At 65.6% G+C, this 19,171-nt stretch carries 18 protein-coding genes; 11 read left to right on the top strand and 7 right to left on the bottom strand.

The window, feature by feature from the left end; genetic code table 11:
• The first annotated feature begins 184 nt into the window (after positions 1-184).
• Positions 185-1,282 carry a carbohydrate porin gene (locus AC1DRD_RS12190; protein ID WP_478041571.1) on the top strand — a complete coding sequence of 366 codons (1,098 nt, stop codon included), beginning with the start codon at positions 185-187 and terminating at the stop codon, positions 1,280-1,282.
• A 25-nt stretch (positions 1,283-1,307) separates the two neighbouring features.
• Here AC1DRD_RS12190 and AC1DRD_RS12185 read toward each other — a convergent pair whose 3' ends face one another.
• The 5 genes from AC1DRD_RS12185 to hpnI are packed head-to-tail and all read right to left on the bottom strand — an operon-like array spanning position 1,308 to position 6,658.
• Positions 1,308-2,273 (bottom strand): lysylphosphatidylglycerol synthase domain-containing protein, encoded by a 966-nt coding sequence (locus AC1DRD_RS12185; RefSeq protein ID WP_478041570.1) that lies wholly within the window; start codon positions 2,271-2,273, stop codon positions 1,308-1,310.
• 20 nt (positions 2,274-2,293) lie between these two features.
• On the bottom strand, positions 2,294-3,202 hold the full coding sequence (locus tag AC1DRD_RS12180; RefSeq protein ID WP_478041569.1) for a ferritin-like domain-containing protein: 909 nt from the start codon (positions 3,200-3,202) through the stop codon (positions 2,294-2,296).
• 11 nt (positions 3,203-3,213) lie between these two features.
• Complete coding sequence (gene hpnK, locus AC1DRD_RS12175; protein WP_478029040.1) at positions 3,214-4,044, bottom strand: hopanoid biosynthesis-associated protein HpnK; 831 nt, start codon at positions 4,042-4,044, stop codon at positions 3,214-3,216.
• 5 nt (positions 4,045-4,049) lie between these two features.
• Positions 4,050-5,495, bottom strand: a complete 1,446-nt coding sequence (gene hpnJ / locus AC1DRD_RS12170) for a hopanoid biosynthesis associated radical SAM protein HpnJ (protein ID WP_478041568.1) — start codon at positions 5,493-5,495, stop codon at positions 4,050-4,052.
• Complete coding sequence (gene hpnI, locus AC1DRD_RS12165) at positions 5,492-6,658, bottom strand: bacteriohopanetetrol glucosamine biosynthesis glycosyltransferase HpnI (protein WP_478041567.1); 1,167 nt, start codon at positions 6,656-6,658, stop codon at positions 5,492-5,494. The genes hpnJ and hpnI overlap by 4 nt, the downstream gene beginning before the upstream one ends.
• Positions 6,659-6,704: 46 nt before the next feature.
• Here hpnI and hpnA point away from each other — a divergent pair, with 46 nt between their 5' ends.
• From hpnA to AC1DRD_RS12130, 7 genes are read left to right on the top strand one after another with little or no spacing between them, the layout of a single operon-like run.
• Positions 6,705-7,715: a hopanoid-associated sugar epimerase gene (gene hpnA / locus AC1DRD_RS12160; protein WP_478041566.1), complete on the top strand. Its 1,011-nt coding sequence runs from the start codon at positions 6,705-6,707 to the stop codon at positions 7,713-7,715.
• Positions 7,712-8,842 carry a glycosyltransferase gene (locus AC1DRD_RS12155; protein WP_478041565.1) on the top strand — a complete coding sequence of 377 codons (1,131 nt, stop codon included), beginning with the start codon at positions 7,712-7,714 and terminating at the stop codon, positions 8,840-8,842. The genes hpnA and AC1DRD_RS12155 overlap by 4 nt, the downstream gene beginning before the upstream one ends.
• Entirely contained in the window at positions 8,839-9,663 is an 825-nt protein-coding gene (hpnC, locus tag AC1DRD_RS12150) for a squalene synthase HpnC (protein ID WP_478041564.1), read from the top strand. The genes AC1DRD_RS12155 and hpnC overlap by 4 nt, the downstream gene beginning before the upstream one ends.
• Positions 9,660-10,496: a presqualene diphosphate synthase HpnD gene (hpnD, locus tag AC1DRD_RS12145; RefSeq protein ID WP_478041563.1), complete on the top strand. Its 837-nt coding sequence runs from the start codon at positions 9,660-9,662 to the stop codon at positions 10,494-10,496. The genes hpnC and hpnD overlap by 4 nt, the downstream gene beginning before the upstream one ends.
• On the top strand, positions 10,493-11,749 hold the full coding sequence (hpnE, locus tag AC1DRD_RS12140) for a hydroxysqualene dehydroxylase HpnE (protein WP_478041562.1): 1,257 nt from the start codon (positions 10,493-10,495) through the stop codon (positions 11,747-11,749). Before hpnD ends, hpnE begins: the two co-directional genes overlap by 4 nt.
• Before the next feature lie 9 nt (positions 11,750-11,758).
• Positions 11,759-13,696: a squalene--hopene cyclase gene (gene shc / locus AC1DRD_RS12135; RefSeq protein ID WP_478041561.1), complete on the top strand. Its 1,938-nt coding sequence runs from the start codon at positions 11,759-11,761 to the stop codon at positions 13,694-13,696.
• Positions 13,693-14,343 carry a phosphorylase family protein gene (locus AC1DRD_RS12130; RefSeq protein ID WP_478041560.1) on the top strand — a complete coding sequence of 217 codons (651 nt, stop codon included), beginning with the start codon at positions 13,693-13,695 and terminating at the stop codon, positions 14,341-14,343. Before shc ends, AC1DRD_RS12130 begins: the two co-directional genes overlap by 4 nt.
• A 15-nt stretch (positions 14,344-14,358) precedes the next feature.
• On the opposite strand, the gene hpnH is transcribed toward AC1DRD_RS12130, so the two are convergent.
• The gene (gene hpnH, locus AC1DRD_RS12125; protein ID WP_478041559.1) at positions 14,359-15,504 is read right to left on the bottom strand and encodes an adenosyl-hopene transferase HpnH; all 1,146 of its coding nucleotides are present in this window, start codon (positions 15,502-15,504) and stop codon (positions 14,359-14,361) included.
• Between the two features lie 9 nt (positions 15,505-15,513).
• Positions 15,514-16,482 (bottom strand): 4-hydroxy-3-methylbut-2-enyl diphosphate reductase, encoded by a 969-nt coding sequence (gene ispH, locus AC1DRD_RS12120; RefSeq protein WP_478041558.1) that lies wholly within the window; start codon positions 16,480-16,482, stop codon positions 15,514-15,516.
• A gap of 193 nt (positions 16,483-16,675) precedes the next feature.
• Between ispH and AC1DRD_RS12115 the strand changes: the two genes are divergently transcribed.
• From AC1DRD_RS12115 to AC1DRD_RS12105, 3 genes are all read left to right on the top strand, one after another.
• Positions 16,676-17,269, top strand: coding sequence for an ABC transporter substrate-binding protein (locus AC1DRD_RS12115; protein ID WP_478041557.1), 594 nt, complete (start codon positions 16,676-16,678; stop codon positions 17,267-17,269).
• Between the two features lie 200 nt (positions 17,270-17,469).
• A complete protein-coding gene (locus AC1DRD_RS12110; RefSeq protein WP_478041556.1) occupies positions 17,470-18,327 on the top strand; it encodes an MlaA family lipoprotein in 858 nt (285 codons plus the stop codon).
• A 110-nt stretch (positions 18,328-18,437) separates the two neighbouring features.
• A partial coding sequence (locus AC1DRD_RS12105; protein WP_478041555.1) for a 1-deoxy-D-xylulose-5-phosphate synthase N-terminal domain-containing protein occupies positions 18,438-19,171 on the top strand: 734 nt, incomplete at its 3' end.

Raw genomic sequence — 19,171 nt, 5'->3', positions numbered from 1 at the left:
GAAGGTGTTCGAGCCTTTGCCAATCGCAGTTGCAGTTTCGGATCGGCGTCAGGATAAGATGTATTATAACATACGATAATGCATTGATCTCCGCAACGCATCCCGATACGCGCGGCGGGTCGGACGGGCCGACGAAAACGATCGGTGCAATCTCGTGCAAAGGTTCTTACGTCTAGCCTGTAGCGTGATCGCTCTTGTCGCACCGACGGCGGCGCGAGCCGACGATACGCCGTCGGCCGACTTGCGCTACACGACCGACATCATGGGCGTGGCCGCCGGCGGCGAACGGCGCGACGTGCGCTGGATGGGGCGGCTGGATCTCGATCTCGATAGCGGAACCGATCTGTTCGGATTTGCAGGCGCGCATGCCCATGCCGATATCTTCCTTCTCCATGGCGGCGGTTTTTCGGCACGCGATGCGGGGGATGCCCAGGTCGTCAGCAATATCGATGCTCCTTATGCGATCCGCCCCTTCGAAGCTTGGATCGAAGCGCCGTTGGGCGCCAGCGTCAGAGCCAAAGCCGGGCTGATCGACCTCAACAGCGAATTCGACGTGCAGTCGGTCGGGGCGTTGTTCCTCAACAGCTCGTTCGGCATCGCGCCCGATTATTCGCAATCCGGGCTGAACGGCCCGTCGATCTTTCCGGTGACGTCGCCAGGGCTGGTCGTCGCGATCGAACGGCCGCGCTGGACGATCCGCGCTGCAGTGTTCGACGCGCTACCGGGAGACCCGGGCCATCCGCACCGCACGCTTCCCGGCCCGTTCGGTCGCGGCGGAGCGTTGCTGTCGGCCGAAGGAGAGGTGAAGATCGGTGGCGGCGGCGAACTGCAGCTAGGCGCCTGGTATTATACCGATCGCTTCGCGCGGCTCGACGGCGTTGGCCGCGGGCGAAGCGCGGGGGGCTATGTGCAATATGAGCAGGTCCTTGCCGGCGATGAAAAGACCGGAACGCTCAAGGGATGGCTTCGAGCGGGGCATGCAGCAGCCGAGGTCAATGAGATCGGAGTCTATGTCGGGGGAGGATTTTCCTGGGGAACCGACGATCGGTCGTACGGCATTGCGGTCGCCCATGCCCGATTGGGCGATCCGGCCCTGCGGGCATTCACCGCCGTGTCCATGCCGCGGCGGCGTGCCGAGACAACGATCGAAGTCACCGCGACGCATCGGTTGAGCAAGTGGCTACAGGTGCAGCCCGACGTGCAATATGTCCGCCATCCGAGTTGGGGCGCTGCCGCCGACGCGCTGGTTTTGGGATTGCGCCTGCATTTCGCGGTCAAGTGAACCGGTTCGTGGCGCGTAACGAGACTTACCTACCGCCAGCTCGGGCGGCGATCTGGCGCGCCTCGGCAAATTGCCAACACAATAAGGTTGGCAGACCGATCGCCACGTCCCGCGCGCGCTTGGCGAGCGATAGCGCGAGCGCGCTTTCAGGCGGTAGGCCGAATAACGGCGCGGCCAGCGCATAGGCTACTTCCTGCACGCCCAGCGCACCGGGAATGAAGAAGGCGACGCTGCGCAGGGTGAAAATCAGGCTCTCCAGCGACAGCACGTCCCATAAAGAGATCCGCGCCCCCATCAGATGAAGCGCCAGCCACCCGCCCAGGCCGCTCGCGACCCAGGCCGCGAGGTTGAAGCCGAAGGCAATCGCCACCCGGTCGCGCCGGAGATAGATCCGCGCGAGTTCGGCCCGGATATCGCTCAATGCTACCTGCGATCCGGGGATGAAGCGCTCCCCGATGCGCCCGGTAATGTCGAGCGCCGAGCGTTGCGCGACGAAGAAGAACAGGATGATCACGACCATGATCGCGGTCCCGCCGAGAATGGCGGGGCGCAGCGATACCGCCGTGCCATCGCCGATCAGCAGCGACGCCATCAGCGCCAGCCCGAACAACGTGTAGACCAATTGCGCCGCCATTTCGGTCGTCAGGTCCACGACCAGCGAGCCGTAGACGCGGCACGTCGGAAGACCGGCGACCGAAAGCGAGCGTGCGGCGACCACGATCCCGCCGAGTTGAGAGAAGGGCAACAGGTCCGACACCGCCTCGCGCAGCATGCGCGCCCAGGTGAAGCGGCCGATTCGGGCGGTTCGCTCGCCGGGCGCGGCTGCCAGCCAGGCGGCGCCAAGCAACACGAACGTCCCGAGCGACCAGCCGCAGAACAGCAGGAAGCCGCCGAGCCCGAGCCGGCGCGCCACGGCGGCGATATCGGCGAACCCGGTGGCGCCGAACGTCCAGATCGTGACAATCAGTCCCGCGATGGTGGCCAGCAGCAAGCCGGCGCTGGCGGAAATCTTCAGGCGGTGTCTCCCGCCGGGCGGGGCGCGCGCACGAATTTCAGCGCGAGGCGGATCATCGCCGGCACGAAGCGCGGACGGATCAGCCGTGAATCATACCCCGCCAACCGCCGGTCGTTCTCCGCCAGGCAGATCCGCGCCAGTTCGGCAAAGCTGACCTCGACGCCCAGCTCCTTCGAGCCATTGAGCGTGAAGTTGTTCTCCTGCGCCTTGCTATTATCCCCCATGCCCTTGGCCATATCGATCCGTTCCCAGATCAGGAAGAGCCAAACGACAATGACCTTGGCCTCGAAATAGGGCCGCCGCCACCACGGCATGTTACGCCGCCACCAGGCGACCCAGTTGACGAAGAACAGGATGTGCCGCCCTTCCTCGCGCATCACCGGCTCGAACGTGTCGATCAGTTCGGGCGGGAAGAAGCCGGTATCCTTGGCGAGCTTGAACAGGCCGAAGCCGAAGAAACTGTCGATACATTCCGAATAGCCCGAGCGCATGAATGCCCATTCCGCGTCCTTGGGCTTGCGGTAATCCGGCTCGGGCTGCAGCTCGATGCCGTAGGATTGGACCATGTCGGCGAGCACGACCTTGTGCCGGCGCTCCTCGAACGCGTCCATCTGGACTGCCGCTTTCAACAGCGGATCCTCGACCGTCTCGCTGAACGTCTTGACGAACAGGCCGGTGCGACCCTCGGTCTGCACCGCCATGTCCCAGATCGGCAGCGAGACGATCTTCTCGCGCGTCTCCGGCTCGAGCTCGGGCCAGTCGATCAGCGCGGGCCGATAGGGATCGTGCGTATCCAGGATCATGCGGCTGAACAGCATCAGATGGTCGGGAGAGCCGAGCCGCACCGGACCGGTGGGCAGTGGCGCGTCGGTGTCGAACTCCCCCCAATCGGGCACGAGGTTCATCGGTCGGTCCTTCAGGCAAAATCGGCGAAATGGCCGAGGGCGACGCGCTCGCGCGTCAGGATGGTCTTGGCAAGCGGGTCGACTAATGCAGCCAACTCGCCGCGATAATCATAGCTGGGCGCCGATCCGGGATAGGCGCCGGTCGCCGGATGGGTGTAGATCTCAGTCAGGCCGTCGGGCAGCAGTTCCAGGATGCCGCGCACCCTGTCGCCGGTCATCGCGCCCGACCAGGCCAGCCCGAACACCTGATCGGGAACGAGTATCCCTGCACGCCGCAAGCGTGCGCGAACCAGGCGTGCCCAGATCGTCTCGATGCGAGGACCGGAAGCGGTTCCATCGACCTGCGCCAGTAGCCGGCGAGGCTCGATCGGCGCCCTGGCCGCGCGCATGCCGTAACGCTTCCCGATCTTCAGGATGGCGCCGGCGATCGTCGGATGGAGGTGGAAATGCTTGTGCGCGTTGACATGGTCGAGCGTCAGCCCGGTCGCGGCGAAGGCAGCGAATTGCGCCTCCACCTCGGCAGCCAGTTGCCGCCGCGCGGCGGGAGAGGCGAAGATGGTGACGCCGGCTCGCGCCATGTCGGTGCGGAAATTGCCCGTGCCATCGACCAGCGCTGGAAGGCGATCGGCCGGCAGTACCGGCCGTCCCTCGACCAGCACGATATGCAGTCCGACGCCCAGGGTCGGAAGCGCGCGCGCACGCGCCACGGCATCGGCCGCCGCCTTGCCCGCCACCATCAGCGAGGCCGCGGTCAGGATGCCGTCGCGATGCGCCTGTTCGACCGCGTCATTGACTTCGGGCGAGGCGCCGAAATCGTCGGCGGTGACGATCAGCCGTTTCACGTCGCTTATGCGGCTTCCTTGCGGCGGCGCAGGAAGTCGAAGAACTCGACGCCTTCGCGCAGGCGGCGCTTCATCATGTCGAAATCGCGCACCATTTCCCACACGATCGACCCGATCTTGGACGGGCGGAAGTAGAAGCGTTTGTAGAATTCCTCGACCTTGTCGAAGATCACGGTCGACGGCAGATGCGGATAGCTCAGCTGCGCGATCTGGTTGCCGCCATCGGTCAGCAGATGGTCGGTGCCGTCGAACCAGCCATTCTCGGTCGCTTGCTTGAACAGAAACGTCCCCGGATAGGGCGCGGCGAGCGACACCTGGATGGTGTGCGGGTTGATTTCCTTGGCATAATTGATCGTCTCTTCGATCGTTTCTTCGGTTTCGCCGGGGAGGCCGAGGATGAAGGTGCCGTGGATCACGATGCCAAGCTCGTGACAGTCCTTGGTGAATTGCCGCGCGACATCGGTGCGCAGGCCCTTCTTGATATTGTGCAGAATCTGCTGGTTGCCGCTCTCATAGCCGACCAGCAGCAGCCGGCAGCCGCCGGCCTTCATCGCTTCGAGCGTCTTCCTCGGCACATTGGCCTTGGCGTTGCAGCTCCACGAGACGCGGAAGCCCGGCTTGCCGAAACCGAGTTCGCCGAGCGCCCGCGACAGCTCCTCGATCCGCGGGGCGTTGTCGGTCAGCGTGTCGTCGTCGAAGAAGATCTCCTTGACCTCGGGCATCGCCTCCAGGACGTATTTCACTTCCTCGATGACATGGCCGATCGATCGGGTGCGGTAATTGTGGCCGCCGACGGTCTGCGGCCACAGGCAGAAAGTGCAGCGGCTCTTGCACCCACGGCCGGTGTAGAACGACACATACGGGTGCTTCAGATAGCCGCCGAAATATTTCTCGATCTGGAGATCGCGCTTGTAGATCGGTGAGACGAACGGCAGCGAGTCCATGTCCTCGATTACCGCGCGATCCTTGTTGTGGACGATCGTGCCGTCGGCATCGCGATACGAAATGCCGTGGACCTCGCTGAGCGGTATTCCCTTGGCGATATCGAGGATCGTGAAATCGAATTCGTTGCGGCAAACGAAATCGACCGCGGTCGATGCCTCCAGCGACTTCTGAGTCTCGACCGCGACCTTGGCACCGATCAGGCCGATCAGCGCTTTCGGGTTGCGCGCCCGGATCAGCTCGACGGTGTGGACGTCCTGACGGAAAGACGGCGTCGAGGTGTGCAGGATGACGAGATCCTTGTCGTCGACCTCATGCTTGATGTCGTCCCAGCCGAGATCGTGCGCCGGCGCGTCGATCAGCTTCGACCCTTCGATCAGCGCGGCGGGCTGGGCGAGCCAGGTCGGATACCAGAAGGAGCGCACCTCGCGCTTCATCTGATACCGGGCGCCGGCACCTCCGTCATAACCGTCGAACGAAGGGGCCTGAAGAAACAGCGAGCGCATCATCGGAAAGGTAACTCCGGTTCGGCCGAGATCCGGCCACGTTGTGCCATTCTAAGTGTTGCGCCGCGCCAATCAACCGATCGCGCCGTCAGGCTGGCGATAAATACCGTAAAAGTGAGGCAATCGCGCAGCGGCAGCAGCCATAATGACGCGGTTCTTGCGCCTCCGCGCCAGTCCGCGACGATGGCGGTGGAAAGGCGCGCAAGCAGAGCAAGGCCGGCGAGGGCAAGGCCTGGCAGCGGATGGAAGGGGCTCGCCAGAAGCGCGAGCGGCAGCGGCATGGCGATCACGCTCGTGAGATAAGCGACCGGTACGACGTCCCGCACCGTCGCGCCCCAGCGCAGTTCGTGCCGCCACAGCTCCCCGAAACTGCGCTCCGTCGAACCATGGGTAACCAGCATCGCCGGCATCGCGACCTTGAGTCCCAATGCCGCCACCGCCTCGCCGATCGCGTAATCGTCGGCCAGCACGTCGGCGAACGCCGCGAATCCGCCGATCGCCGCCAAGGTTTCACGCCGCATCGCGATGGTCGAACCCATGCACGGCCGCGCCAGGCTGCGCGCGGCGCCGAACACCACGCCGGGCAGGAATTGCCAGCTGAGGCCGGCGGCTGCGATTCGCGACCAGAAACCCGCGTCGCCGCGTCCGTTATAGGCGATCGTCACTGCGCCCGTCCCCGGGGCGTCGAGCGCCGCGAGTAAGCGGGACAGGTAATTGGGCCCGACGACCATGTCGCTGTCACTCAGCACCGCGATGTCGTGCGCGATATGCGGTTCGAGATTGATGAGGTTGGCAATCTTGCCGTTGGCGCCGTGCGCCGTCGGATCGACGATCAAGTCGATCCGCGCGTGAGGAAAGCGCGCGCGAAGCGTCTCGACCGCGGCGATTGCGGGATCGTCGGCGCGCTGGACGCCGCACAGCAATTGGATCGGGCCGTCATGATCCTGTGCCAGAAAGGTCGCGAGATTGTCGGCGAGTCGCGGCTCTGCGCCATGCAGCGGTTTCAGGATCGTCACGGCATCTTTGCGGCGTCCCGACACAGCCAGGGATGATAGAAAGCTACGCAGCGTGATCGCGGCCGCGACCATATAGGCCGAGCCGATCAGGCTCAGCCCCAGCATTCCCCATGCCAGTCCAGTGATGATTGTGATCGGGACCCCCGCCATGCCTGTTCCTCTATCCGGCGCCGCAGCTCCTGTGTAGAGCGCGCACGTGGGTCCGTCCGACGCATCTTCTCCACTCGTTCTCGTCACCGGCGTTTCCGGCTTTGTCGGCTCGGCCGTGGCGCGTGCGCTGGCCGCGCGCGGCACGCGCGTGCGCGGCCTGGTCCGCGAATCGAGCCCGCGCGCGAACCTGACCGACTTTCCCGGCGAACTTGTCGAGGGCGACCTGCGCGATGCCGACGCGGTCGCGCGCGCGATGACCGGGGTGCGCCATCTCTTCCACGTCGCTGCCGATTATCGCCTCTGGGCGCCCGATCCGGAGGAGATCGTCCGCAACAACGCGACGACAACGCAGATCGTGATGGAGGCAGCGCTCGCCGCCCGGGTCGAACGCATTGTCTATACGTCGAGCGTCGCCACGTTAAAGCCGAGCGATGGCGAGCCCGCCGACGAAAGCCGCGCGGCGACGCCGGACGAGGTGGTCGGCGCCTATAAGCGCAGCAAGGTCGTGGCCGAGCGGCTGGTCGAGGAAATGGTCGCCGACCGCGGTCTGCCCGCCGTCATCGTCCAGCCCTCGACGCCGATAGGCCCGCGCGACGTCAGGCCCACGCCGACCGGGCGCATCATCGTCGAGGCGGCGAATGGCAGGATGCCGGCTTTTGTCGATTCCGGCCTCAATCTCGTCCATGTCGACGACGTCGCCACCGGGCATTTGCTCGCGTTCGACAGGGGGAGGGTCGGCGCCCGCTATATCCTCGGCGGGCAGGACGTGATGCTGGGCGACATGCTTGCCGAAATCGCCGCGATCGTCGGCCGCAAGGCTCCCACGATTCGCATCCCGCGCGCACCGCTTTTTCCGTTTGCCTGGGTGAACGAGCAGATCGCGCGGGTCACTGGTGGCGATCCGTTCCTCAACAGGGATTCGCTCAGGATGGCGAAGCACCGGATGTTCTTCACCTCGGCCAAGGCGGAGGCCGAGCTCGGCTATCGCGCGCGGCCGCACCGCGAGGCGCTGGGCGATGCGATCGCCTGGTTCCGCGACGCAGGGATGGTGCGGTGATCTGGACTTTCGTTGCCGGGCTGTCGCTGGCGATCTGGCTGGTGCTGATCTTTGCCCGGCACGGTTTCTGGCTGGCGCGCGAGCGCGACACGCGCGACGTTCCGGCCGATCCCCTGCGCTGGCCCGAGGTGGTGGCCGTGGTACCGGCGCGCGACGAAGCCGATGTGATCGCGCGCTCGATCGGTAGCCTCGCCGGGCAGGATTATCCCGGACGTTTCCACGTCATCCTGATCGACGATTCGTCGAGCGACGGCACCGCCGATATCGCCCGCGCGCTGGGATCCGATCGGGTCGAGGTGGTGCGCGGCCTACCGCTCGCGCCCGGCTGGACCGGCAAATTATGGGCAGTCTCACAAGGCGTCGAGCGCGCCGGGAGCGTGCCCACCTGGCTGTGGCTGACCGACGCCGATATCGACCATGCGCCGGATACGTTGCGCACGCTCGTCGCGCGCGGGGAGGCGGGGGCGCTGACCCTGGTCAGCCTGATGGCTCGACTACGCTGCGACAGTATCGCCGAAAGGATGCTGATCCCGGCCTTCGTGTTCTTTTTTCAGCTGCTCTACCCGTTCGGGCTGGTCAATCGCGCCGGCGGGATCGGCGGCGCTGCCGGCGGGTGCATGCTGGTACGGCGCGAAGCGCTGGAGGCAGCCGGCGGTATCGCTGCGATCCGCAACGCGCTGATCGACGATTGCACGCTCGGCGCGCTGCTCAAGCGACAGGGGCGGATCTGGCTCGGCCTTACCGACCGGTCGCGGAGCATCCGGCCGTATGACGGCTTCGGCGCGGTGGCGGCGATGATATCGCGCTCCGCTTATGCCCAGTTGCGCTATTCGCCGTTGCTGCTCGCAGGCACCTTGTTGGGTCTGGCGCTGGTCTATGCCGCGCCGCCGCTGCTCGCGCTGTTCGGCCAGGGGGTCGCGCACTTCGCCGGGATCGCCGCCTGGGCGCTGATGGCGATCGCCTTTCAGCCGATGCTCGCTTTCTATCGCCGCTCGCCGCTTTGGGGAGTGGCGCTGCCGCTGATCGCGGCTTTCTACGCCGGCTGCACCTTGCTATCGGCCTGGCAGCACATGCGCGGTCGTGGCGGCATGTGGAAAGGTCGGGCGCAGGCAGCGGCGGGGCGATGACAGACATAACCGACCTTGCTTCGGGCAAGAATCACACCGATGAGAATTTCCCCGTGGCGAGTTTCCTGCTGCGCCCCGAACATCGCGCGCCGGTCATGGCCTATTACCGCTTCGCCCGTGCGGCGGACGACATTTCCGACAATGCGCAGGCCTCGCCCGAAACCAAGCTCGAATTACTCGCCCAGATGCGCGCGGGCTTGGACGGAAAGGGCGCGCCAGAAGCGATGGCGCTGGCCGCGGTGATGGCCGCGCGGCGGATCGACCCGGTCCATGCCCACGATTTGCTCGACGCGTTCGTCCGCGACGTGACGGTCACCCGCTATCGCGACTGGGACGAGCTGATCGGCTATTGCCGGCTCTCGGCCATGCCAGTCGGGCGCTATGTCCTCGACGTGCACGGCGAAAGCCGCGAGATCTGGCCTGCCAACGACGCCTTGTGCGCGGCGCTGCAGGTGATCAATCATCTCCAGGATTGCGCCGAGGATTATCGTGAGCTCGACCGGGTCTATATCCCGCTCGATACCGGATTGCGGATCGAGGATCTCGGCGGAGCGCGCGCCACGCCAGCGCTGCGGGCGATCCTCACCGATCTCGTCGGGCGGACGCGGCAATTGCTCGATTCGTCCGCCGGATTCGCCGCGCTGATCCGCGACCGCAGGCTGGCGGCGGAAGTGGCGGCGATCCACCGGCTGGCACTCAGTCTGTGCGATCGGCTCGAGCAGCGCGATCCGCTCGGCGAGCGCGTCCATCACGGCAAAGTCGAAGCGGGTTGGATCGCGCTCGGAGCCGCGCTCCCGGTGCTTTTTAGGCGCGCGGCATGAGCGATGCCGCCGCCACCGCGCCGGCGACACAGGCTGCCGGCAGCTCCTTCTATGCCGGCATGCGCATGCTGCCCAAGGCCGAGCGCGAGGCGATGTACGCGATTTACGGCTTCTGCCGCGTGGTCGACGATATCGCTGACGATCAGGGGGGAGAGCGGGAAGGGCGCGCGGTGGCGCTCGACCGCTGGCGCCGCGACTTGGACTCGCTCTATGCCGGGGACGATCCGGGGCAGGCGAGGTTGGTGGCGGAGGCGGTACGTCGATTCGACCTGGACCGCACCGATTTCGAGGCAGTGATCGACGGCATGGCGATGGATGTGGCTCGCGATATTCGCTGGCCGGCCATGGCGGAGCTCGACCTTTATTGTGACCGGGTTGCCTCGGCGGTGGGCCGGCTTTCGGTGCGCGTATTCGGCATGCCGCGCGAGCCCGGTCTCGAACTCGCGTACCATCTCGGCCGCGCGCTCCAGCTCACCAATATCCTGCGCGATATCGATGAAGATGCCGAGATCGGCCGGGTCTATCTCCCCGCCGAGGCGCTGACCGGGGCCGGGATCGCGCTGACCACACCGGTCGAGGTCGCCGCCGATCCGCGCATCGACCAAGCGGTCCGCCCGCTGGTGGCGCGTGCGCACGATCATTATCGCGCCGCCAATGCCATTCTCGCGGCGCGGCCCGCAGGGCATCTGATCGCGCCGCGGCTGATGGAAGCGGTCTATTCGAAGCTGCTCAAGCGCATGGAAGTTACCGGCTGGGCGCCGCCGCGCCGGCGGGTGAAAGTCAGCAAGCCGGCCTTGCTGTGGACGGTGGCGCGGCTGCTGGTGGCGCGGTGACCTTCGCGCGAGCGACGATAGCGGGGGCCGGTCTCGCCGGGCTGTCGGCGGCGGTGCGGCTGGTCGAAGCGGGATTGACCGTGCGCATCGCCGATTCGGCTGCCCAGGCGGGTGGGCGATGCCGCTCCTATCACGACCCGCAACTGGGTCTCACGATCGACAATGGCAACCACCTAGTGCTGGCGGGGAACAGGTCGGTCGCGGCGTTCCGCGCGACTATCGGGGCGGCCACACCGCTTGCCGGGCCCGATCACGCTGATTTCGCGTTCGCCGATCTCGCCAGCGACGAGCGCTGGACGATCCAGATGAACGACGGGGTGCTGCCGTGGTGGGTGCTGTCGAAGCGGCGGCGCGTGCCGGGAACGGGGGTGATGGACTATCTCAGGCTCGCCGGGTTGCTGACAGGCGCTCCTGCGGACGCAGTCGGCGACCGGATCGATGCGACCGGACCGGTCTGGGACAAGCTGATGGCGCCGGTGCTGCTCGCGGTGCTCAATACCCTGCCCGAAACCGGCTCGGCGCGGCTGACCGCGGCGGTGCTCCGCGAATCGCTGCTGCGTGGCGGCAAGGCGACATTGCCGCGCATCGCCGAACCGAGCCTCGGGGCGGCGTTCATCGATCCAGCCTTGGCCTGGCTTGCCGCTCGCAACACACCGTTCACGGCGGGCAGGCGGCTTCGCGCGATCGAAACGCTCGGCGACCGCGCGACCGCGCTCGATTGGGGCGCCGGGCCCGAACCCGTGGCCGATGACGAAGCCGTGATCCTTGCCGTGTCGCCCTGGGTCGCGACCGCACTGCTGCCGGAGATTTCGGCGCCCGACGCGTTCCACGCGATCGTCAATGGCCACTTCGCGATGACGCCGCCAGAGGGCGCGCCGGCGATGCTTGGTGTGCTCGGCGGCACGGCGGAATGGCTGTTCGCTTTTCCCGATCGCATTTCGGTGACGGTCAGCGCGGCCGACGCCATCGTCGATCTCGACCGCGAGGAACTGGCGCGGCGTTTCTGGGCGGATATCCAGAGCGCCTATCGCTTCACCGCGCCGATGCCGACATGGCAGATCGTCAAGGAAAAGCGCGCCACCTTCGCCGCGACGCCGGGCCAGGACGCCAAGCGCCCCGCCGCTGCGACGCGTTGGCGCAACCTGTTCCTCGCCGGCGACTGGACCAATACCGGCCTTCCCGCGACGATCGAAGGCGCGCTGCGATCAGGCGAGACCGCCGCACGCTTGGCGATTGGCGCTCGGACGCGCTAACGGATCGGCATGGCCACCAAGCTTCAGTCAGCCGATCCGCTTGCGGCGATCGATAGGGCGGTGGATCGCGCCGCTGCCGCATTGACCGCCGCACAACGCCCCGATGGCCATTGGGTGTTCGAGCTCGAGGCGGACTGCACCATCCCGGCCGAATATGTGCTGCTGCGCCACTATCTCGGCGAACCGGTCGACGAAGTGCTGGAAGCGAAGATCGGCCGCTATCTGCGCCGCATCCAGTCGCCGGCGCATGACGGCTGGGGCCTGTTTCATGCCGGCGGATTCGACGTCAGCGCCAGCGTGAAGGCCTATTACGCGCTCAAGATGATCGGCGACCATCCACAGGCGCCGCACATGGTGCGCGCGCGGACGGCGATCCTGGCGGCGGGCGGCGCGGCGGCGGTGAACGTTTTCACTCGCATCCAACTCGCTTTGTTCGATGCCGGACCCTGGTCGACCGTGCCGACCATGCCGCCCGAGCTGATCCTGCTGCCCCGCTGGTTCCCGATCCATCTGTCCAAGATGAGTTATTGGGCGCGCACCGTGGTGGTGCCGCTTCTCGTGCTGTGTGCGCTCAAACCAGTCGCGCGCAACGCAAAGGGGATCAAGGTCGACGAGCTCTATACCGGCGAGACCGTACGCGCCGGGACCAAGGCGGCCGATCCCAAATGGCTGTGGACCAAAGGCTTCAACGCGCTCGACCGGTTGCTCAAGGCTGGCGACGGTCTGTGGCCCGCGAAGCTCCGCCAGCGCGCGATCCGGACCTGCGAGGCCTGGGTGGTCGAGCGGCTCAACGGGGAGGACGGGCTCGGCGCGATCTATCCGGCGATGGCGAACAGCGTGATGATGTTCGACCTGCTCGGCTATGCTGAGGACCATCCGGCTCGCGCGATCGCCCGCCAATCGGTCGAAAACCTCCTCGTGATCAAGGAAGACGAGGCTTATTGCCAGCCTTGCGTATCGCCGGTGTGGGACACCGCGCTCGCGGCACATGCGATGCTGGAGGCGGGGGGCGAGGCCAATATTGCCAGCGCCGACGCCGCGCTCGATTGGCTCAAGCCGCGCCAGGTACTCGACGTGGCGGGGGACTGGGCGGAGGAACGGCCCGGCGTGCGCCCGGGCGGCTGGGCCTTCCAATATAATAATGCGCACTATCCCGACCTCGACGATACCGCGGTGGTGGTGATGGCAATGGATCGCGCCGGGGCAGCCGACCGGATACCGATCGACCGCGGCGTAGAATGGACGGTCGGACTGCAGTCGAAGAATGGCGGCTGGGGGGCGTTCGACGCCGACAATGCCTACGACTATCTCAACAATTTGCCCTTTGCCGATCATGGCGCATTGCTCGATCCACCGACCGCGGACGTCTCGGCGCGTTGCGTGTCGATGCTCGCGCAGCTTGGCGAGACGTCGACCAGCCCGCGCATGGCGGCGGCGATCGACTATCTCCGCCGCGAACAGGAACCCGAAGGCAGCTGGTTCGGTCGCTGGGGAGTCAATTACATCTATGGCACCTGGTCGGTGCTGTGCGCGCTCAACGCCGCTGGATTCGATCAGAGTGATCCGATGGTCGCGCGCGCTGCCGCGTGGCTAAGGGCGATCCAGAATCCCGATGGCGGCTGGGGCGAGGATTGCGACAGCTATGATCTCGATCGCACCGGCCATGTTCCGGCGCCGTCGACCGCGTCGCAAACCGCTTGGGCGCTGCTGGGGTTGATGGCGGCGGGCGAGGTGGAAAGCCAGGCGGTGGGGCGCGGGATCGACTGGCTGGCCGCCAACCAAGATTCCGACGGCCTTTGGGGCCAGGAATATTATACCGGCGGAGGGTTCCCGCGAGTCTTCTATCTCCGCTATCACGGCTATCCGAAATATTTCCCGCTCTGGGCGATGGCGCGCTACCGCAATTTCAGGCGCTCGAACACCAAGCGCGTCACGGTCGGCATGTGACCTTGATCATCGCCTGCGGGCTCAAGCGCGAGGCGCGGATTTTCAACCGCCCCGGACGCGATCTCGTCGTCGTCATCGGCGGCGGCGTTGCGGCGACGCTCGACCGCGATCTCGACAATAAAGCCGCGCTTTTTCCCGGCATCATCCTGTCATGCGGCATCGCCGGTGCGCTCGCTCCGTCGCTGCGACCCGGCGATGTCGTGATCGACGGCAATGTGCTCTTGGTTGAACGGTTGGGACAAGCGCTGCCGCATGCTCATCGCGGCGGGATTGTGGGGAGCGACGCGATTGCCGCAAGCGCGGCCGAAAAACGCATCCTGCACGAGCGGACCGGCGCGATTGCGGTCGACATGGAGAGCCATGTCGCCGCCCGCGTGGCGGTACGTAAGGGGGTGCCGTTCGCCGCGCTACGAGTAATCTCGGATTGTGCCGACGACGATCTCCCGCCCGCAGCCCTGGTCGGGATGCGTCCGGACGGCGGGATGGCGCTGGGCGCGGTTCTTGCCTCGCTCGCGCGAAATCCTCGGCAACTGCCGGCGCTGATCCGTACCGGGCGCCAGGCCGACCAGGCGTTTCGCAGCCTGGCACAGGCATACGATACGATTATCGGCGACGGGATAGACCGGCTCGGGCTGCCGGCCCGTTAAGGCCGGCAAACGGGATCACGCCGCGCGCTGGACCCGTTTGAAGCCTTCGGGGTCGGCCGCCTTGATCTTCGCCAGTTCCAGTTCGACGTGCGAGGAATAGACATCCTCGGCGGGCCGCGCTGCGGTCAGGTCGACGTCGGGCGCCATCGGGCCGTCGGTCTTGACGCCGTTGCGGCCGACCTTGAACATCTTGAGCGGATGGCGGATCGCGTCGGTCGCGGCGGTGCCTTCGAAACCGCAATGCGTCATGCAGTTCGAGCATTTCTCATACTTGCCGACGCCATATTTCTCCCAGTCGGTGCCTTCCATCAATTCCTTGAAGGTCGCGACATATCCTTCGCCGAGCAGGTAGCAGGGCTTCTGCCAGCCGAAGATCGTCCGCAGCGGCATCGACCAGGGCGTGCACTCATAGGTTTGGTTGCCGGCGAGGAAATCGAGGAACAGCGGCGAGTTGGTGAAGGTCCAGTCCTTGCCGCCATTGCCGCGGGCGAAGACGTCGCGGAAGAACTTCTTGGTCCGCTCGCGATTGAGGAAATGCTCCTGGTCGGCTGCACGCTCATAGGCATAACCGGGCGAGATCGTGATCTCGACGCCGAGCGATTCCATCTCATCGAAGAAGGTTGCCAGGCGCTCGGAATCGGCGCCGTCGAACACCGTGCAATTGACCTGCACGCGAAAGCCCTTGCTCTTGGCGAGCTTGATCGCCTCGATCGCGATTTCGTAGGTGCCGTCGAGATCGACAGCATGGTCGTGCATCTGCTTGTCGCCATCGAGATGGATCGACCAGGTGAAGAAGGGCGACGGCTCGTATTCGTCGATCTTCTTCTTGAGCAACAACGCGTTGGTGCACAGAATCACCAGCTTCTTCTTGGCGATATAGCCCTTGACGATCCGCGCCATGTCCTTGTGCAGCAGCGGCTCGCCGCCGGCGATCGAGACGGCCGGCGCGCCGCATTCGTCGATCGCTTCCATGCACTGTTCGTAGGACATGCGCTGGTTGAGGATCGGATCGGGATAATCGATCTTGCCGCAGCCGGGGCAGGCCAGGTTGCAGCGGAACAGCGGCTCGAGCATCAGCACCAGCGGATATTTCCCGCCCTTGATATGCTGCTTCAGCGTATAGGCGCCGATCCGCGCGATCTGGGAAAGCGGTAAGGTCATCGGAAAATCCTATTCGGCGGCCGCGCGGGTGAGGTTGCGCAATTGGGGAGGAAGCGTGAATTCCACATCTTCGGTGACGCCATCCAGCTGTTTCACCGAAACCGGGCGGACCGCAGCGATGGCGGCGATCACGCTTTCGATCAACTCGTCGGGCGCCGACGCGCCGGCGGTGATGCCGACCGTCGCCACGTTGTCGAACCATGCGGGGTCGACGCCACCACCATCGTCGACCAGATAGCTCGGCACGCCCATTTCGTCGCCGATCTCGCGCAACCGGCTCGAATTCGAGCTGTTGCGCGCGCCGACCACGATCAGCAGGTCGCTTTGCCGGGCGAGATCGCGAACCGCGGTCTGCCGGTTCTGCGTGGCGTAGCAGATGTCGGCGACGTCAGGACCCTGGACGTCGTCGAAACGCTGGTTGAGCGCCGCGATCACGCCCCGCGTATCGTCGACGCTGAGGGTGGTCTGGGTGATATAGGCGATCGGCGTATCCGCCGCGAGCGGCAGCGCCGCGACGTCGTCGGTGGTCGACACGAGATGAATCGGCGCATCGATCTGGCCCATCGTACCGATCACCTCGGCATGGCCGGCATGCCCGATCAGCACGAGGGTCCGCCCCGCTTTGGCATAGCGGCGACCTTGGACATGGACCTTGGTGACCAGCGGACAGGTCGCATCGAGCACCGGCAGGTCGCGCGCGACGGCCGCCTCCTGGACCGAACGCGGCACGCCATGCGCGCTGAAGATGGTCGGCGCCTCCGGCGGGATCTCATCCAGTTCATCGACGAAGATCGCGCCCTTGCCGCGCAATCGATCGACGACATGGCGATTGTGAACGATCTCATGCCGGACATAAACGGGCGCGCCATAGAGATCGAGCGCGCGCTCGACGATCTCGATCGCGCGGACCACGCCCGCGCAGAAACCGCGTGGATTTGCCAGCAGAACGTTGATCGAAGGCGAAGAAGGGTCGGTCATCTTGTCCTGCATGCAATTCCGTCTTTCGAAATGCCGCGACCTGTTTGCGCCAGGCCCTGGCCGCACAGATAGTCGTTCACCTCCGGTTGCAAAAGACGCAATATTGCAACGCGGCAAAGAGTTTGCGTGCGACAAGGGTGGACGCCCTCACGCCGGGCGGGGTATTGCCCGCCGGCCGATCAGGAGTGTTTTGATGCGTATCACTGTCTCCTCCGCCGTGTTGCTGGCGCTTGCGATTCCTGTCCCTGCCTTCGCCCAGACCGATCCCGCGCGCACCATTGTGCAGGCGCTCGACGATGGCCTGATCGCGATCATGAAGGCGAAGGGAACGATAAAGAGCCGTTCGGCGGCGATCGCCCCGGTGATCGACCGCGCGTTCGACTTGCCGCTGATGACGCGACTCGCGGTGGGCTCGGGCTGGACGACGACTGCGCCGGCCGATCAGCAGGCGCTGGTCGCCGCCTTTCGACGGATGACTATCGCCCAATATGCCACCAATTTCGACAACTGGTCGGGTGAGCGGTTCGCGATCGCGCCGCAGATCGAGGCACGGGGCGGCGACAAGCTGGTCCGCACGACGCTGACCACGCCGGGCAAGGCCGATATCCCGATCAGCTATCGCTTGCGCGCGAGCGGCGGCAGCTGGAAGATTATCGACGTTTTCTACCGCAATTCGATCAGTCAGATTGCGACGCGACGGTCCGATTTCGCGACCGTTCTGGCCAAGGGGGGCGCCAAGGCACTGGTAACCCATCTCGATGCCCTGGCGGCGAAGGGCGATTTTTGACGATCCCGCTTCTCCTTCCGGCGGTGGCTCTGATCGCCACCCCGGCCCAAGAGCAAACGGCACCGCCTCCGGCACCTCCGGCCGTCGCGCCGGCGCCCGTCGCTGGGTCGGCCCCTATTGTTGCCCCGCCACCGTCCGTTGCGCCGCCATCGACTGTTACCGACTCGCCGCCGGCAAGCGCTTCAGCGTCGGCTCCCGAATTGGCGGACCCACTGTCTGATCCCGAAACCGCCGCTCCGGCCGCCATCGGCGAGACGCCGTTTCGGGCAACCGCGGTCGACCCCAATCGCGGTGATCCACTGGAAGGATTCAACCGCGCGATGTTCGGGCTCCATCAGGCGCTCGACAAGTCGATCTACCGGCCGGTCGCAATGGGCTATCAGCATATCGTACCCAAACCGGTGCGATCGGGATTGCGCAACTTCTTCGGTAATCTGACCGAGCCGGTCGTGTTCCTGAATTACCTGCTCCAGTTCAAGTTCGGCAAGGCAGCGGAGACACTGGCGCGGTTCACGATCAATTCGACCCTGGGTGTCGGCGGCCTCTTCGACATCGCGAAGACGAAGGATTTCAACCTTCCACACCGCAACAACAGTTTTGGCGATACGCTGGCTTATTACGGCGTCGGACCCGGACCCTATCTGTTTCTGCCGCTGATGGGCCCAACCACGTTGCGGGATGTGCTGGGTGGGCCGTTGGACGGGGCCGTCCTGCCGCTCGCGGTCGGCAAGCCGTTCAGCGACTGGCGCTATCAGCTTTCCAGCGGGGCGATCACCGGACTCGATCTGCGCGCCGAATCCGACCCCGAATTGCGCGCATTGTTCGGCGGCGCCGTGGACCCGTACGCCACCTTGCGGTCGGTCTGGCTGCAGAATCGCGCGGCCGAGGTCGCCGGTCTGCGGCACCACCGGGTTGACGTGCAGAGCCCGTCGGAACTCGATGACCCTTTACGTGATCCCGGTGGGCCGGTCGCGTCTCCGCCCGAGTCGAACGCGCGGGAATTACAGGACGCGATGGCCGACCCCGCCGCGCCGGCACCCGCAGAAATGCCACATTGATTTCTTCTAATGCTCATCAACATCCCGCGGTTTTCCGAAGAGATGGTCGTTGTCCGCACGATTGTTTCGCGGCGCTGTTGGGTTAAGTTGGGCGCAGGAGCCGATACCAGATGACCATTTCCTTCGAGACGCCGCTGCTCGACACTGTTTCGACGCCGGCGGATCTTCGCACCCTGAAGCCCGAGCAACTGCGCCAGCTGGCGGACGAGTTGCGCGCGGAGACGATTTCGGCGGTGGGGACGACGGGCGGGCATCTCGGCTCGGGGCTGGGCGTGGTCGAACTGACGACCGCGATCCATTATGTGTTCAACACCCCTGACGACCGGCTGATCTGGGACGTCGGGCACCAATGCTATCCGCACAAGATCCTGACCGGACGGCGTGATCGTATCCGCACGCTGCGCCAGGGCGGTGGCCTGTCGGGCTTCACCAAGCGCAGCGAGAGCGAATACGACCCGTTCGGCGCGGCGCATAGCTCGACCTCGATCTCGGCGGCGTTGGGGTTCGCCATCGCCAACAAGCTGGCGGGGAGACCCGGCAAGGCGATCGCGGTGATCGGCGACGGCGCGATGTCGGCGGGCATGGCGTATGAAGCGATGAACAATGCCGAAGGGGCGGGCAACCGGCTGGTCGTCATCCTCAACGACAATGACATGTCGATCGCGCCGCCGGTCGGGGGCTTGTCGGCCTATCTCGCGCGGATGGTCAGTTCGAGCGAATATCTGGGCTTGCGGAGCCTGGCCAAGCGGATCACCGCCAAGGTCTCGCGTCGGGTCCACAATGCCGCGCAAAAGGCCGAGGAACTGACCCGCGGCTGGGTCACCGGGGGGCTGGGTCACCGGGG

This window comes from Sphingomonas sp. P4_G2, assembly GCF_056401155.1.
Note: the sequence above shows the minus strand (reverse complement) of the source record. Positions and strands in the feature narration are given on the sequence as shown.

Coding starts and splice junctions, on each gene's coding strand:
- AC1DRD_RS12180 (WP_478041569.1), bottom strand. CDS start 3,202: ATGAACCTCGTGCCCGATTGGGGGGAGTTCGACACCGACGCGCCACTG.
- hpnJ (WP_478041568.1), bottom strand. CDS start 5,495: ATGATGCGCTCGCTGTTTCTTCAGGCCCCTTCGTTCGACGGTTATGAC.
- hpnI (WP_478041567.1), bottom strand. CDS start 6,658: ATGGCGGGGGTCCCGATCACAATCATCACTGGACTGGCATGGGGAATG.
- hpnC (WP_478041564.1), top strand. CDS start 8,839: ATGACAGACATAACCGACCTTGCTTCGGGCAAGAATCACACCGATGAG.
- hpnD (WP_478041563.1), top strand. CDS start 9,660: ATGAGCGATGCCGCCGCCACCGCGCCGGCGACACAGGCTGCCGGCAGC.
- shc (WP_478041561.1), top strand. CDS start 11,759: ATGGCCACCAAGCTTCAGTCAGCCGATCCGCTTGCGGCGATCGATAGG.
- hpnH (WP_478041559.1), bottom strand. CDS start 15,504: ATGACCTTACCGCTTTCCCAGATCGCGCGGATCGGCGCCTATACGCTG.
- ispH (WP_478041558.1), bottom strand. CDS start 16,482: ATGACCGACCCTTCTTCGCCTTCGATCAACGTTCTGCTGGCAAATCCA.
- AC1DRD_RS12115 (WP_478041557.1), top strand. CDS start 16,676: ATGCGTATCACTGTCTCCTCCGCCGTGTTGCTGGCGCTTGCGATTCCT.